The organism is Kitasatospora sp. NPDC023176, from assembly GCF_055560495.1.
The window spans coordinates 329,836-343,714 of record NZ_JBVHIP010000002.1; the positions used below are offsets into that span (position 1 = coordinate 329,836).

Annotated in this window: 15 protein-coding genes; 10 read left to right on the top strand and 5 right to left on the bottom strand. The window is 73.3% G+C overall.

Features of this window, described 5'->3' with window-relative positions:
* The first annotated feature begins 244 nt into the window (after positions 1 to 244).
* The 7 genes from ACZ3YL_RS05615 to ACZ3YL_RS05645 all read left to right on the top strand — a co-directional run bounded on the left by ACZ3YL_RS05615 (position 245) and on the right by ACZ3YL_RS05645 (position 6,022).
* On the top strand, positions 245 to 2,002 hold the full coding sequence (locus ACZ3YL_RS05615) for a sensor histidine kinase (RefSeq protein ID WP_465655636.1): 1,758 nt from the start codon (positions 245 to 247) through the stop codon (positions 2,000 to 2,002).
* 17 nt (positions 2,003 to 2,019) lie between these two features.
* A complete protein-coding gene (locus ACZ3YL_RS05620; RefSeq protein ID WP_188307139.1) occupies positions 2,020 to 2,406 on the top strand; it encodes a roadblock/LC7 domain-containing protein in 387 nt (128 codons plus the stop codon).
* A 63-nt stretch (positions 2,407 to 2,469) separates the two neighbouring features.
* The gene (locus tag ACZ3YL_RS05625) at positions 2,470 to 2,829 is read left to right on the top strand and encodes a DUF742 domain-containing protein (protein WP_188307133.1); all 360 of its coding nucleotides are present in this window, start codon (positions 2,470 to 2,472) and stop codon (positions 2,827 to 2,829) included.
* Complete coding sequence (locus ACZ3YL_RS05630; RefSeq protein WP_188307134.1) at positions 2,810 to 3,427, top strand: GTP-binding protein; 618 nt, start codon at positions 2,810 to 2,812, stop codon at positions 3,425 to 3,427. Before ACZ3YL_RS05625 ends, ACZ3YL_RS05630 begins: the two co-directional genes overlap by 20 nt.
* Before the next feature lie 77 nt (positions 3,428 to 3,504).
* Positions 3,505 to 4,971, top strand: a complete 1,467-nt coding sequence (locus tag ACZ3YL_RS05635; RefSeq protein WP_188307135.1) for a cytochrome P450 — start codon at positions 3,505 to 3,507, stop codon at positions 4,969 to 4,971.
* A gap of 146 nt (positions 4,972 to 5,117) precedes the next feature.
* Complete coding sequence (locus ACZ3YL_RS05640) at positions 5,118 to 5,453, top strand: hypothetical protein (protein WP_465655640.1); 336 nt, start codon at positions 5,118 to 5,120, stop codon at positions 5,451 to 5,453.
* A gap of 284 nt (positions 5,454 to 5,737) precedes the next feature.
* Positions 5,738 to 6,022: a hypothetical protein gene (locus ACZ3YL_RS05645; RefSeq protein ID WP_188307137.1), complete on the top strand. Its 285-nt coding sequence runs from the start codon at positions 5,738 to 5,740 to the stop codon at positions 6,020 to 6,022.
* Positions 6,023 to 6,070: 48 nt separating this feature from the next.
* Here the strand turns inward: ACZ3YL_RS05645 and ACZ3YL_RS05650 are convergent, their stop codons facing one another.
* A complete protein-coding gene (locus ACZ3YL_RS05650; RefSeq protein ID WP_465655642.1) occupies positions 6,071 to 7,702 on the bottom strand; it encodes a purple acid phosphatase family protein in 1,632 nt (543 codons plus the stop codon).
* A 179-nt stretch (positions 7,703 to 7,881) separates the two neighbouring features.
* A complete protein-coding gene (locus tag ACZ3YL_RS05655; RefSeq protein ID WP_465655644.1) occupies positions 7,882 to 8,721 on the bottom strand; it encodes an SDR family oxidoreductase in 840 nt (279 codons plus the stop codon).
* 96 nt (positions 8,722 to 8,817) lie between these two features.
* On the opposite strand from ACZ3YL_RS05655, the gene ACZ3YL_RS05660 reads away from it, so the two are divergent.
* Positions 8,818 to 9,189, top strand: a complete 372-nt coding sequence (locus ACZ3YL_RS05660; RefSeq protein WP_188305293.1) for a winged helix-turn-helix transcriptional regulator — start codon at positions 8,818 to 8,820, stop codon at positions 9,187 to 9,189.
* A gap of 76 nt (positions 9,190 to 9,265) precedes the next feature.
* Here ACZ3YL_RS05660 and ACZ3YL_RS05665 read toward each other — a convergent pair whose 3' ends face one another.
* Positions 9,266 to 9,907, bottom strand: coding sequence for a DUF4360 domain-containing protein (locus tag ACZ3YL_RS05665; RefSeq protein ID WP_188305292.1), 642 nt, complete (start codon positions 9,905 to 9,907; stop codon positions 9,266 to 9,268).
* 259 nt (positions 9,908 to 10,166) lie between these two features.
* On the opposite strand from ACZ3YL_RS05665, the gene ACZ3YL_RS05670 reads away from it, so the two are divergent.
* On the top strand, positions 10,167 to 11,348 hold the full coding sequence (locus ACZ3YL_RS05670) for a CapA family protein (protein WP_465655647.1): 1,182 nt from the start codon (positions 10,167 to 10,169) through the stop codon (positions 11,346 to 11,348).
* A 30-nt stretch (positions 11,349 to 11,378) separates the two neighbouring features.
* Here the strand turns inward: ACZ3YL_RS05670 and ACZ3YL_RS05675 are convergent, their stop codons facing one another.
* Positions 11,379 to 12,272: an NADP-dependent oxidoreductase gene (locus ACZ3YL_RS05675; protein ID WP_465655649.1), complete on the bottom strand. Its 894-nt coding sequence runs from the start codon at positions 12,270 to 12,272 to the stop codon at positions 11,379 to 11,381.
* 70 nt (positions 12,273 to 12,342) lie between these two features.
* Between ACZ3YL_RS05675 and ACZ3YL_RS05680 the strand changes: the two genes are divergently transcribed.
* On the top strand, positions 12,343 to 12,921 hold the full coding sequence (locus ACZ3YL_RS05680) for a TetR/AcrR family transcriptional regulator (RefSeq protein WP_465655651.1): 579 nt from the start codon (positions 12,343 to 12,345) through the stop codon (positions 12,919 to 12,921).
* A 76-nt stretch (positions 12,922 to 12,997) separates the two neighbouring features.
* Here the strand turns inward: ACZ3YL_RS05680 and ACZ3YL_RS05685 are convergent, their stop codons facing one another.
* Complete coding sequence (locus ACZ3YL_RS05685) at positions 12,998 to 13,846, bottom strand: SAM-dependent methyltransferase (RefSeq protein ID WP_411292967.1); 849 nt, start codon at positions 13,844 to 13,846, stop codon at positions 12,998 to 13,000.
* Positions 13,847 to 13,879: the final 33 nt, after the last annotated feature.

Sequence of the window (13,879 nt, forward strand, 5' to 3'; positions counted from 1 at the left end):
CCGGCCGGGTTGCCGGTGCGCGGGCGGCCCGGGCGAGAAGCCTGGTGACCGGGCGATGACCGAGCGGACTCCGACAGGTGTGCGAGATGTCTGGTATGTCCGGCAAGTTGCCACAAGTCGGTTGACGGACAGTATTTTTGAGTTTCAGTCAGGATGTCCTGAACTTGGCTATGCTGCAGCACCACGCCTCCGGAGCCGGTCGTCGCCCGTCCCCGTTCTGTTCCGATCGTTTGAGGATTGCCGAATGCTTCGAGCTGGATCGTCATCCGCCAGACGGCGCCCCGCGCCCCTGCTCGGCTGGCTGCTGCCCACCGCCGTGATGGCGGCGGCGGTCGCGGTCGCCGCGGTGGTGGTGTCCGCCGAAGCCCGGGCCCAGGTGCTGTGGTGCGGGGCGACGGCCACCGTGCTGGTCGCCGTGGTGGCCGCCGAATCCGCCCGCCGCGGGCGGGCCCTCGCCGAACTGCGCGACGAACACACCCGCCAGGTCGACCTGTTGAACCGCAAGCTGGCCGGACAGGAGGACGAGATCGAGCGGATGGCCGCCGGCGAGCTGCGCCGGCTGGTCGGCGGCGCCCGGTACGGCTCGTCCATCGACGTGCTGCTGCAGCCCTTCCAGCACCCCAACGCGCTGCTGTCGCAGAAGTTCCGCCGCTCGCTAGAGCTGGTGGTGCGCGGCATCGCCCAGGCCGTCGACGACGAGGTCAGCCGGCGCGACTCCGCCGAGCGCGCCTTCGTCAACCTGGCCCGCCGGGTGCAGGCGATCATCCACCGCCAGGCCAAGGACCTGCGGGAGATGGAGGACCGGCACGGCAACGATCCGGCGGTCTTCGACGACCTGCTGCGCCTGGACCACGGCAACGCCCTGGTCGGCCGCCTCGCCGACTCCATCGCCGTCCTCTCGGGTGCCCGGCCCGGCCGCCAGTGGACGCGCCCGATCGCGCTCTACAGCGTGCTGCGCGGCGGGATGTCCCGGATCCTCGAGTACCAGCGGGTCGACCTCCACCCGGTGGCCCAGATCTCGGTCACCGGACCGGCGGTCGAACCCCTGATCCACGCCGTGGCCGAGCTGCTCGACAACGCCACCCGCTACTCCCCGCCGCACACCCACGTCCACCTGAGCGCCTCGGAAGTGCAGAGCGGAATAGCGATCGAGGTCGAGGACGGCGGCCTCGGGCTCACCGACGAGGCCCGGTTCCGGGCCGAGCGCTCGATGCGCGAGGCGATGATCTCCAAGGACTTCGACGACCTCACCGAGTCCCCCCGACTGGGCTTCGCCATCCTCGGCCGGCTCTGCCAGGCGTACGGCTTCCAGGTGTCGCTGCGCCGCTCCGCGTACGGCGGCGTGCGCGCCGTCCTGGTGGTGCCGCAGGAACTGCTCACCACGGCTCCCCCGACCGGGCGGGCGCACGGCATCGGCGCCTTCTCCGGCCCGCGCCCGCTCCCGGCGAACCCGCCCCGGCACGCGGCCCCGGCCCGCCCCTGGGGCGCCCGGACCACCCCGGCCGGCACCGGCCCGGCCACCGGGCTGAACCAGACGTCCGGGCTGGGGCAGTCGGCGGGCATCGGGCCGTCCTTCGGCTCGACCAGCCCGTGGGGGCCCGGCCCGTCCGGCGCGACCGGCGGGGACGACGAGGTGATCGTCACCGAGCGCACCGCGAACGGCCTGCCCCAGCGACGCCGCAGCAACCTCACCGGCCGGGCCGTCTTCGCCACGCCCCCGCGCGGCACCACCAAGCCCAGCGGCCCGACGGCCGGGCCCGCGGCCGGACCGGCCGCCCCGGCGTCGCGCCCCAAGAAGCAGCCCGGCCTGTGGCTGGAGGCCTTCATGGAGGGCTACAAGGGCACCGGCAGCGCCGGAACCACCACCGGGTCCACCAGCACCGGGCCGAACAGCACCGCACCGAACAGCACCGGGCCGCACAGCACCAGGACCAGCAGCACCGCACCGAACAGCGCCGGACAGACCAGTAGTGATGAGACGGCAGGGAAAGGCGAGCAGTGATTCCGCACCGCAGCAACATGGACTGGATCCTCAACGACCTCGCACACAGCGTCCCGTACGTGCGCCACGTCATCGTGCTCTCCGCCGACGGCCTGCGGATCGCCCAGTACGGCGCCGACCCGGACACCGCCGACCGGCTGGCCGCCGCCTGCGCCGGCCTGCAGAGCCTGGCCGCCGCCGTCGGGCACGAGTTCCCGCACGGCAACGGCGCGATGAAGCTGGTCGTCATCGAGGTGGACGGCGGCTACTTCTACCTGATGTCGGCCGGTGACCGCGCCTACCTCGCCGTGCTCGCCGACGAGGGCGTGGACGCCGGGCTGGTCAGCCACCAGATGCGCGACCTGGTGGACCGGATCGGCGAGCACCTCTCCACCCCGCCGCGCAACCCGGAGGCGGTCGCGTGAACCGGCCCACGAGCGGACCCGACGCCCGGGCGGGCACATGAACGAGCGCAGTGAGGCAGTGACATGACCGCCGAGCAGGGCGGCTGGGACGGACCCGACCCCGATCGCCTGTACGTGATCACCCGCGGCCGCAGCGGCCCCTCCGGGCCGGGCGTCTTCGACCTGGTCACCCTGATCGTCTCCCTCGCGGAACCGACTCCTGCCATGCAGCCCGAGCACGCGGCCATCCTGCGCCTGTGCCGCTCGCCGCTGTCGGTGGCGGAGGTCTCCGCCTACCTCGAACTGCCCACGAGCGTGGTCACCGTCCTGCTGGCGGACCTGCTCGACGACGGGCGGATCGAGGCCCGCGCCGCCGTGCCCACGGCGGAACTCCCCGACCGTGCCCTGTTGGAGGCGGTGATCCATGGACTTCAGCGGCTCTGACACGGTCGTCGGACCGGCGAGCGCAGACCTGCTGCCGGACACCGTCACCACGGCGGTCAAGGTGGTGATCGTCGGCGGCTTCGGGGTCGGCAAGACCACCCTGGTCGGCGCGGTCAGCGAGATCCGCCCGCTGACCACCGAGGAGACCATGACCCAGGCCGGGGTCGGCGTCGACGACCCCACCGGGGTCGAACGCAAGACCTCCACCACCGTCGCCATGGACTTCGGCCGGATCAGCATCAGCGACAAGCTCGTGCTGTACGTCTTCGGCACCCCCGGGCAGGAGCGGTTCTGGTTCCTCTGGAACGGCCTGTTCGAGGGGGCGCTCGGCGCGGTGGTACTGGTGGACACCCGCCGGCTGGAGGTCAGCTTCGAGGTGATCGGGCGGCTGGAGGACCGCGGCGTGCCCTTCGTGGTCGCCGTCAACGGCTTCCCGGAGGCGCCCAGTTACCCGCTGGACGAGCTGCGCCAGGCGCTCGACCTGCCGTCCGAGGTGCCGATCATCGCCTGTGACGCCCGCAGCCGGGAGTCCAGCCGGGACACCCTGATGACGCTGATGCGCTACCTCTACGAACTGGCCGCGCCGCCCGCCGGCTGACCCCCGCCGCCCCTCCCCCGACCCCTTCCGATTCCGAACCCCGCGTTCCGATTCCGAACCTCGCGACCGGAGACCCCGTGACCACCCCGTTCCCCGACGACGCCGCCCCCGTCCCGCCGCCCGGCTGCCCCGCCCACGGGCGCGCGGTCGAGCCGATCGGCCCCGGCGGACTGCGCCGGCTGTACGGCCCGGAAGCCGAGGCCGACCCGGCGGGCCTGTACGAGAAGCTGCGCGCCGAACACGGCGACGTCGCTCCCGTGCTGCTGCACGGCGACCAGCGGGCCTGGCTGATCCTCGGCCACGGCGCCAACATCACCGCGATGCGCACCCCCTCGCTGTTCTCCCGCGACTCCCGGCTGTGGAGCGCCTTCCGCAACGACGAAGTCCCGCCCGACTCCCCGCTGCTGCCGGTGGTCGCCTGGCAGCCGATCTGCGTGTTCGCCGACGGCGAGGAGCACCGCCGGCTGCGCAACGCCGTGCTGGACGGCCTGAACGGCTTCGACCGGCGCGGCATCCGCCGTCACGTCCGCCGCTTCACCACCGACCTGGTCCAGGTGGTCGGGCCGACCGGCCGGGCCGAGCTGATCACCCAGTTCGCCGAGCACCTGCCGATGCTGGTGATGACCAAGCTGCTCGGCATGCCGGACGAGTACGGCCCCCAACTCGTCAACGCCGCACGGGACCTGATGAAGGGCACCGAGACGGCGATCGCCAGCAACGAGTACGTGGTGGCCAGCCTGCGACGCACCATCGCGATCAAGCACGAGTCCCCCGGCGACGACCTCACCAGCCGGCTGCTCGCCCACCCGGCCAGGCTCACCGACGACGAGGTGATGGAGCACCTGCGGGTGGTGCTGCTGGCCGCCAACGAGACGACCGTCAACCTGATCGCCGACTCGCTGAAGATGGTGCTCACCGACCCGCGCTTCCGCGCCCACCTGTCCGGCGGTCAGATGACCCTGGGCGAGGCGCTCGACCAGGTGCTCTGGGACTCCCCGCCGATGTCCCTGGTCGCCGGGCGCTGGGCGACCACCGACACCGAGCTGGGCGGCCAGCAGATCCAGGCCGGGGACCTCCTGCTGCTCGGCCTCGCCGCGGGCAACGTCGACCCGGTGATCCGGCCCGACCTCGCCACCCCGCTGTACGGCAACCGCTCCCACCTGTCCTTCGGGGCCGGGCCGCACGAGTGCCCCGGCCAGGACATCGGCCGGCACGTCGCCGAGGCCGGCATCGACATCCTGCTCACCCTGCTCCCGGACCTCCGCCTGGCCGTCCCCGAGGAGGAGCTGACCTGGAGCTCCGCCTGGATCTCGCGCCATCTCACGGCGCTGCCGGTGGAGTTCACCGCGCACGAGATCGAGCCCGACCCGGAGTCGGTCGCCGAGGCCGAGCGGGCGAAGGAGGAACGGGAGCTGGCCGCCCGCGCCCTGGAGGCGGCCCAGCGGGCGGCGGCCGCCCAGGCCGCACCCGCCTCCCCGGCCGCCGCCGTCCCGGCGCAGCGGCGCGGCTGGTGGGACGTGCTCACCGGCCTGTTCCGGCGCTGAACCCGGTCGGAGCGCCCCGATGCCCTGGGGCCCACGGCTGCGTCCGTGGGCCCCAGGGCATCGGCGAGGCTTCCGGATCCACCGCCGACTGGTCCGGATGCCGCTCTGCGCGTGCAACGTAGGGGTTCTGCGGCGACGTTGATGGGATGGACACCGTCATCGTGCTCGAACCCGACACTCCGACCAATGTCCGGCTCCTCGGCCCCGACCACGAGCCGGCCGACCCGGAGAACCCCGTGCGCCTCGCGCACACCGCCCCGGTGGGCGCCTCCGGCGTCTGCGGCCCGCTCACCCTGTGCGGCCTGGACACCTCCGACATGACCGTCGCGCCCCACCGGACCACCGACGACGGCCGGCCGTGGCCGTACTGGAACACGTGCACGACGTGCCGCGACGCCCAGAAGGGCACAGCGCCCGGCGCCACCGGTCCGGGCACCCCGGAGGGCGCGACCGCCCCGGACCCGCCCCCGACCGCCGGATGACACCCGGCAGGGCCGCCGCCGATCCCTGCTCCGGCGGCGTGCGGCACGGCGGGCCTGGCTCCGGCTCCGGCCCCTGCTCTGGCTCGCCCTCTGGCTCTGGCTCTGGCTCTGGCTCCGCGACTGTCGGAGGACGAGGAGCCCGGCGCCGGGGTCAGCTCGCGACGGACGGACGGACGGCCGTCGGCCGGCGGACGAAGCCGCGCCGTCCGCCAACGCGCGGAGTTCACCGGCGTAGGCGGCCCAGAGGTCACGGGTGGCGAAGCGGGCAGGCGGGCCAGGCGCAGGTGGCGCAGGACCTTCAGTCCCGCCGCGCCGCTGGGGACGGCCGCAAGGTCGAGGCGTTCGCCCTCCTCAGCGGCCTGACCGCCCTGTTCGTCCGGAACGAGACGGCCGCCTCGGACGCCGGCGTGCGGCACCGGGCCGGCTACCGGCGCCACGTCGCGGCCGTCGGCAACCACCCCCGCGTCTCCGCCCTGCTCGCCGCGCCCCCGGCCGGGGGCGATCCCCGTGACCAGCGCGACCGGTTCGACACCGTCCTCGTCCGCGCGCTCACCGGCGTGCTGGGCTGAGCCCCCCGGCGGCGAGAGGCGGGGGGCCGTTCCCCGTCCGCCGGGGGGTCAGCCGCGCCCGTCGGTGCGGCGCCGGTGCAGGGTGAAGGTGTCGACGGGGGTGAGGTCCCCGTACGGGCCGTCGAAGGTGTAGTAGGTGACCCGCATCGTGGTGGTGCCCCCGCGCCGGTCGCCGGGGTCGACCTCGAAGGCGGCGAAGCCGTGGGTGTGGGTGCGGTCCTGGTAGGCGGCCCAGGGGGCGTCCTCGGTGAGCCAGACCGACTCCCGGTACGGCGCGCCCGGGGCGGGCTTGTCCTCCAGACCGATGACCACCCGGCCCTGGGGCCGTTCGAACAGGTCGTCCTGGGTGGTGGCGGCGTTCCCCCCGGCGCCGATGACCATGTGGACGGTGCCGAGGCCGGTGTCGGCCACCCGGGGGTCGGTGCCGGTGGGCACCGGGGTGCGGGTGTCGTTGGGCAGGGTGCCGCGGACGGGGTGGGAGCGCTCGTAGTAGTGCTCGTGGCCGCTGACCACGAGGTCGACCCCGTAGGCGTCGAACAGCGGGCCCCAGGCCTCGCGCACGCCGAGGTCGCTGCCGGCGCCGTGCCGGGAGCTGGAGATCATCGGGTGGTGCATGCAGACCACGATCCAGTCGATCGCCCGGCTGCTCCGGGCCGTGCGCAACTCCCTTTCCAGCCAGCGCTGCTGGGCGCCGTCGGAGTAGCCGCGCAGGTAGGTTTCGCCGGAGTTCTGGATGGCCACGTCGTCGTTGGCGAGGCTGATGAACCGCACCGAGCCGACCGTGAAGGCGTACCACATGCCGCGGGTCTCCTGGTCGCGGTCGGCGGTGGAGTCGGGGAGGGTGAAGTAGGTCTGGTAGCCGGCGGCGCCGATCGGGCCGTTGCCGCCCTCGTTCTCGTGGTTGCCGGCGCAGGGCATCCAGGGGCGCAGCCGGGCCGAGCGGCTGTTGTTGATGAACCAGTCGGCCCAGGTGGCGGTGCGGCTCTGGCCGTGCCGGCCGCTGTAGGAGGCGTAGCAGAGGTCGCCGTTGACCAGGTTGAACAGCGGGCCGACGCGTTCGACGGCGGCGACGATGTCGGCGGCGTGCGGCGTGCCGACCTGGCTGCTCGTGTACACCGGGTACTTGCCCAGTGGCGAGGGCATGCCGTCCGGGAAGACCAGTCGGCGGCGCAGGTTGGGGGTGGCCTGGTCGCCGAAGCTGGTGAAGGTGAAGGGGGTGCGGCCGCGCGGGGCGGTGGTGAAGCTGCCGGTCTCGGGGTTCGCGCCGTCGTGTCCGGCGCTGTAGAGGTAGGTGGTGGCCGGGCGCAGGCCGGTGAGCCGGGCGTGGTGGACGTAGACCTCGTCCTTGCCGAGGGCGTCGCGATAGCTGCGGGTCTCGGCGTCGACCGCCGTACCGGGGCCGCCGTCGGGTGAGCCGAGGCGGACCTGCGGGCGGCGGACGGACTGCGGGCTGATCCAGGAGACGGTCATCTCGGTGGCGGGGTCGGTACCGAACTGCAGGTGCAGGCCGCTCACTCCGGGCGCGCCGATCCGGTGTGGGCGGGCCTGCAGCAGCGGGCTCGCCGGTGGGTCCGCCGCCCCGTCGTCCGCCGCGGCCGGCCCGGCGGCGGCGCCCGCGCCGACCAGGGCGGCCCCGGCCGCCGACGTGCCCTTGAGGATGGACCTGCGTGCGATCGTCATGGTGCTCCGCCTACCGAGTGGGGGTTCGGGATCCGCAGCACTTTAGCGACATGAGCATGTAAAGGCGATGGCTTTTCAACGACCCGTCAATGCACCTTGACGTCGGACGAGTTCACCCGGCCCCCGATCGGAGCGCCCGTACGGACTCCCCCGACGGCCGTACGGGCGCTCCTCACTGCTCAGCGGAACGCGGCGATGTTGCGCGCGGCCCAGTCGGCGAAGAGGCGCGGGGCGCGGCCGAGGACCTTCTGGACGTCCGGGCTGATCCGCAGTTCGGCCGGGTTCGGGGCGCCGATGATGTCCAGGGTGTCGTCGGCCAGCTCCGCCGGCATGCCCTGACTCATGGCGGACCTGGCCTCCTCGCGGGTGAGTTCGTGGAACGTCACCGGCGAGCCGAGCGCGGCGGCGATGGCCTCCGCCTGCCGGCGCGGGGTGATCACCTCCGGGCCGGTCAGCTCGTAGACGCCGCCGGTGTGCCGGTCGTCCAGCAGGCAGGCCGCCGCGACGGCGGCGATGTCCGCCGGGTCGACGACCGGCACGCCGACGTCGCCGAAGGGCGCGGCGACGAGCCGGTGTTCGCGGACGGACTCGGCCCACCACAGGGCGTTGGAGGCGAAGCCGCCCGGCCGGAGCACGGCCCACTCCAGGCCGGACTCGCGCAGGGTGTCCTCCAGAGCGCGCATCGCGATCCGGGTCGCACCGAAGGGCCTGGTCACCACGCCCTGGGTGGAGAGCAGGACGACCCGGCGGACCCCACTGGCCACGGCCTCGCCGATCAGCTCGGCCGGGTCGGCCCCGGTGGCGTGCAGGTCGCCGGACAGCAGGAGGAACAGCGCCTTCGCCCCGGCCAGCGCGGGCCTGAGCCCGGCCGGCCGGGACAGGTCTGCCGCCAGGTGGCGGACGCCGTGCGGCACCGGCGCCGCACGCCGCGACACCGCCGTCACCTGCTCGCCCGCCTCGGCCAGTGCCTGGGTCAGCGGTCGGCCGATGTTCCCGGTCGCCCCGGTCACCACGATCATGACCAGCTCCTCGTCGGATGTCGTCCTTGGGTGGTCCACACGCTAGAAGTGCGGACTAACTCTTCGTAAGGACATACCTCCGGGTAAGCTCATGACGTGACAGAAGGCTTCCAGCACAGTCGGGTTGAGACCGTGGCCCGGTATGACGTGTTTCACACCGACTGCCCCGCCCGCGACGTGGTCGACCACGTGACCAGCAGATGGGGCACCTGGGTGCTGATCTCCCTGCGCCGCAACGACCTCCGGTTCTACGAGCTGCGCGAGAGCATCCACGGCATCAGCGAGAAGATGCTCGCCCAGACCCTGCGGGCCCTGGTCCAGGACGGCCTGGTCTGGCGGAAGGTCGAGCCTTCGACGCCGCCCCAGGTCAGCTACGGGCTGACCGAGTTCGGCCGGGAGGTCGGCGAGCCGCTGACCGAGCTGTTCGACCGGATCACCCGGTGGCTACCCCCGCGCGAAGCGGCCTGAAGCCGCCTGAAGCGGCCACGGACACGTCCCGGCCCCGGCGGCCGGGGCTCCGCCGGGGCCGGGACGGGCTCAGGGGTCAGGGACACTGCTTCCAGGCGAGGTGGTACGTGGTGTTGATGCTGCCGTCCGTCGAGTCCATCGTCATGAAGCTGGTGGTGTGGGCCTGGTCGGAGGTGCCACCCGCGACCCGCAGTTCGGTGTTGATGTTGAAGTTGCGCTCCTCGCCGCAGGGGGCGAAGACCAGGGCGGCGACGTCGACGGTGTCGGTGGTCTGCCAGTTGTCATCGGTGAACCCGTCGAAGCGGTGGCTCTGGTAGGTGGTCTCCGAGTCCCCCTGGAAGTAGTAGTTGGCCCGCTCGGTGCCGCTCGCACCGTTCTCCAGGTGGGCGAAGCCGCGGTAGTCGGCGGAGGCGATGGCGTAGGTGAAGCCCTGCGGGACGTGCACCCGCAGGTCGAGCTGGCAGTTCTTCCGGAAGTCGGTCGGCTTGGAGCCCACTCCCACCTGGGCGAGGTAGCTGCTGTAGGTGACGGTGAATGCGGTGTTGTCCGGGGAGACGGCGACGGCCGCTGTTCCGGCCGGGCAGCCGGAGCCGTTGACGGTCGCGACGTCGATGACGATCCGGTCCGGCGGGGTCGGCAGCGGGCCGCCGCCGAAGGTCGAGGAGCCGAGCAGGGCGGCGGAGACGGCGGCGGCAGCCGCCAGGGTGCGGAGCAGCATGGGCTTCCCCTTCGATCGTCCGTGGAGCCGGGAGGACGGCGCGGTGCCGGTCCGGGTGCACTGCCCGCGACCCCGACTTGTTTTGACGTGGATATGTCAGCACATGGCGCGGACCGTGTACAGGGGGTGACACATGGTCACCGGATTCCGCCCGGCGGCCCCCCGGGTGACCTGCGGGCGTGGGGCGGACGGTCGCCGGATCGGCGGCCCGCATAGTCGGAGGGTTGATCACACCGTCCGATCGTGAGACGAGCCGACCATGACCCTGCCTCGCCGGCGGACCGCCGTCACGGCCCTCGCCCTGCTGCTCGCCCTCCCCGGCTGCGGCGCCCCGCAGCCGCCCGGGCCACCGGCCTCCGCCGCCCCGAGCCCGACCCCGAGCCCGACCGGCCCGCGGGCGTTCACCCTGGTCGCCACCGGCGACGTCCTCCCGCACACCGAGATCATCCAGCAGGCCAAGGAGGACGGCGGCGGCGCCGGCTACGACTTCACCGCCATGCTGGCCGCCGTCAAACCGCTGATCAGCGGCGCCGACCTGGCGATCTGCCACATGGAGACCGTCTACGGCGCCGACGGCGGCCCGTACACCGGGTACCCGGCCTTCAAGTCCCCGCCGCAGGTCGCCAAGGCGCTCAAGGACGCCGGGTACACCGCCTGCGACACCGCGTCCAACCACACCCTGGACGACGGCCCGGCCGGCATCCGCCGCACCCTGGACGCGATGGACGCCGTCGGCCTCGCCCACACCGGCTCCGCCCGCACCGCCGAGGAGGCCGGCCGGCCCGCACTGCTGCACGCGGGCGGCGCGACGGTGGCCCAACTCGCCTACACCTACGGCACCAACGGCATCCCGCTGCCGAAGGGCGAGCCCTGGGCCGTCAACCTGATCGACCGGGACCGGATCCTCGCCGACGCCCGCGCCGCCCGGGCGGACGGCGCGGACCTCGTGGTGGTCAGCATCCACTGGGGCACCGAGTGGCAGGACACCCCGAACGAGCAACAGCTCACCCTGGCCCGCGAACTGTCCGCGGCCGGCCAGGGCCCGGGCCGGCCCGACGTCGACCTGATCCTCGGCACCCACGCCCACATCCCGCAGGCCTACGAGAAGATCGGCGACACCTGGACGGTCTACGGTCTCGGCGACCAGCTCGCCGGGCACATGTTCACCTACGACGGCGCCGAGGACCCGCGCGGCAACTGGAGTTCGCTCGCCCGCTTCACCGTCAGCCCGCCCGCCGGCCCCGGGCAGCGGTGGACGGTCGGCCGGGCCGAGTTCGTCCCCCAGATCACCGACCTCGGCCCGCCCTACCGCGTGCTCGACCTGCGTGCGGCCGTCCGCCGCGACCCCGGCCGCGCCGACTGGGCCCGCGCGCTGGACCACATCCGCACGGTGGTGCTCAGCCGCGGCGCCGGAGCGGCGGGGCTCACCATGGCACAGTGACGGCCGGTCGGCGTATCACTGCCGGGCCGCTCAGACGACGATCACCCTGCGCCCGCGGGTGTGGCCGGCCCGGCTGTCGATGTGCGCGGTCGCGGCCTCGGCCAGGGGGTACGAGGCGTCGACCGGGATGTGCAGCTTTCCGCGCGCGATCAGGTCGGCGGCCTCGGCGAGCGCCGCCGGTACGCTCCCGGCCACACCGGAGAAGCGGACGCCGAGTTCGGGCGCGGCGAGGTCGGCGATGGAGACCACCTTCCGCGGATCGCCGGTCAGGTCGACGAGTTCGCGGATCACTCCGGAGCCGGCCAGGTCGAGGGCGGCGTCGACCCGGCCGAGCCGGCGCACCCGCTCCACCCAGCCCGCGCCGTACGTCGTGGCGGTGGCGCCCAGGCCGCGCAGGTAGTCCTGGTTCCCGGCCCCGGCCGTACCGATCACCGCGATGCCGCGCTCGCGGGCGATCTGCAGCACCGCCGATCCGACCCCACCGGACGCGCCGCTGACCAGCAGGGTCTGCCCGGGGAGCACCCCGACCTCGCCGATGACGCGCAGCGCCGTCTCCACCACGGAGGGGTATCCCGCCGCCTCCTCGAAGCTCAGCCCCTCGGGCATCCGGGCCCAGGCGGAGAGCACGGCGAACTCGGCGTAGGTGTCGGCGCCTTCGCCGAACACGTGGTCGCCGATCGCGACGCCCGCGACCCCCTCGCCCACCTCGTCCACCACCCCGGCGGCGTCCAGCCCGACGCCGGCGGGCAGCCGGAGCGGATGGGCTCCCAGCACCTGGCCCTCGCGGAGCCTCCAGTCCACGGGGTTCACCCCGGCCGCCCGTACGGCGACGCGGATCCGGCCGGGGCCCGCGTGGGGCTCCTCTGCATCGATGAGTTGCAGGACGTCCGGGCCGCCGAACTCGGCGAAGCTCACTTTCTTCATGCCGTCGACCGTAACACTAACGGTTAGTGTTTTGGAACAGTTGCATTTTCCTCCCTGGTAGCATCACCGCATGACCGAGCCGACCGGCCGCCGTGAGCGCAAGAAGGCCGCGACCCGTCAGAAGATCGCCGACACCGCCCTGCGGCTCTTCCTGGAACGCGGATACGACGAGGTGGGCATCCGCGAGGTGGCCGCCGAGGCCGACGTCGCCGTCACCACGGTCTTCTCCCACTTCGCCTCGAAAGAGGCCCTGGTGTTCGAACGGGACCAGGACTTCGAGCAGCGCCTCACCAGGGCGGTCACCGACCGCTCGCCCGGCGAGGCGCTCATCCCCGCACTGCGCCGCGAGATCCACGCCATGGTGCGGCACTGCACCGCGGAGGGTGCCGACCCGATCTGGCGCCTGATCGACGGGTCACCCGCCCTGCGGGAGTACGAGGAGTCGATGAGGCTGCGTCACGCGGAGTCGCTGGCCGCGGCAATCGCCGCCCGGCCCGCCCCGGCCCGGTCCGCGACGGCCTGCCGGGCGATCGCCAGGTTCGTGGTCGGCGCCTTCTCGCTGGCGCGCGAGGCGGCGGACCCGGAGGCCGCGGTGGACGAGGTCTTCCGGATGATCGAGGCCGCCTGGGACGCCACGGGCGGGGCCTGAGAACAACCGGGGCCCGTGGCCCGTGGTCCGCGTCCAGTTGGACGGGCCACGGGCCACGGGCCCCGGCGGCGGAGCGCTACGGCTTGCGGGCGAGGCCTCCGTACACCGAGACCTCATCGTCGGCCTGGGCCGTGGGCTCGCCCAGCTCCGGGTGCCAGCGGTTGATCAGCACCACGCCCGGTTCGTCCAGCTCCAGCCCGGCGAAGAAACGTTCCACCCCGGCGAGCGGACGCGCATGGACCTCTATCCCCGCCTCCGCGTAACGCCGGACGCCCGCCTTGGTCGCCTCCGGCGCGTTGTCCGCCGTACCGGCGGTCAGGGCGAGGAAGCTGCCGGCCGGCAGGGCGTCCAGCAGCTTGCGGACGGGCGGGTGCGCGGCCTCGTCGGAGAGGAAGTGCACGACGTTGATCAGCGTCAGCGCGACCGGCTGGGTCAGGTCCAGGGTGGCGGCCACCGCCGGATCGGCCAGGAACCGCTCCGGATCGCGCAGGTCGCCCTCGACGTAGGCGGTGCGCCCCTGCGGGGTGCTGCTGAGCAGGGCGCGCGAATGGGCCAGCACGATCGGGTCGTTGTCCACGTACACCACCCGGCAGGCCGGGTCCACCGACTGGGCGATCTCGTGCAGGTTCGGCGCCGTGGGGATGCCGGTGCCGACGTCCAGGAACTGGCGGATGCCGTGCTGCTCCGCCAGCCGGCGGACCATCCGGTGCATCACCGCACGGGCCGCGGTGGCGCCGGCCCGGGCGGCGGGCAGGTCCGCGAGCACCCGGTCACCGACCTCGCGGTCCGCCGGGAAGTTGGTCTTCCCGCCGAGCAGGTAGTCGTAGACCCGCGCGGAGTGCGCCCGGTCGGTCCGCAGGTCCACCTGCGGCAGTTCCTCGAAGTCCACGTCGATCAGCCAGCTGTCCGGCCCGTTGCCGTCCACAGTCGCCCCTCCCCGTTCCGGACTTTGGTCCGG

What these genes read in the sequence shown, in the direction of transcription:
- ACZ3YL_RS05615 (WP_465655636.1), top strand. Translation starts at nt 245, where the DNA reads ATGCTTCGAGCTGGATCGTCATCCGCCAGACGGCGCCCCGCGCCCCTG.
- ACZ3YL_RS05620 (WP_188307139.1), top strand. Translation starts at nt 2,020, where the DNA reads ATGGACTGGATCCTCAACGACCTCGCACACAGCGTCCCGTACGTGCGC.
- ACZ3YL_RS05625 (WP_188307133.1), top strand. Translation starts at nt 2,470, where the DNA reads ATGACCGCCGAGCAGGGCGGCTGGGACGGACCCGACCCCGATCGCCTG.
- ACZ3YL_RS05630 (WP_188307134.1), top strand. Translation starts at nt 2,810, where the DNA reads ATGGACTTCAGCGGCTCTGACACGGTCGTCGGACCGGCGAGCGCAGAC.
- ACZ3YL_RS05640 (WP_465655640.1), top strand. Translation starts at nt 5,118, where the DNA reads ATGGACACCGTCATCGTGCTCGAACCCGACACTCCGACCAATGTCCGG.
- ACZ3YL_RS05650 (WP_465655642.1), bottom strand. Translation starts at nt 7,702, where the DNA reads ATGACGATCGCACGCAGGTCCATCCTCAAGGGCACGTCGGCGGCCGGG.
- ACZ3YL_RS05655 (WP_465655644.1), bottom strand. Translation starts at nt 8,721, where the DNA reads ATGATCGTGGTGACCGGGGCGACCGGGAACATCGGCCGACCGCTGACC.
- ACZ3YL_RS05665 (WP_188305292.1), bottom strand. Translation starts at nt 9,907, where the DNA reads ATGCTGCTCCGCACCCTGGCGGCTGCCGCCGCCGTCTCCGCCGCCCTG.
- ACZ3YL_RS05670 (WP_465655647.1), top strand. Translation starts at nt 10,167, where the DNA reads ATGACCCTGCCTCGCCGGCGGACCGCCGTCACGGCCCTCGCCCTGCTG.
- ACZ3YL_RS05675 (WP_465655649.1), bottom strand. Translation starts at nt 12,272, where the DNA reads ATGAAGAAAGTGAGCTTCGCCGAGTTCGGCGGCCCGGACGTCCTGCAA.
- ACZ3YL_RS05680 (WP_465655651.1), top strand. Translation starts at nt 12,343, where the DNA reads ATGACCGAGCCGACCGGCCGCCGTGAGCGCAAGAAGGCCGCGACCCGT.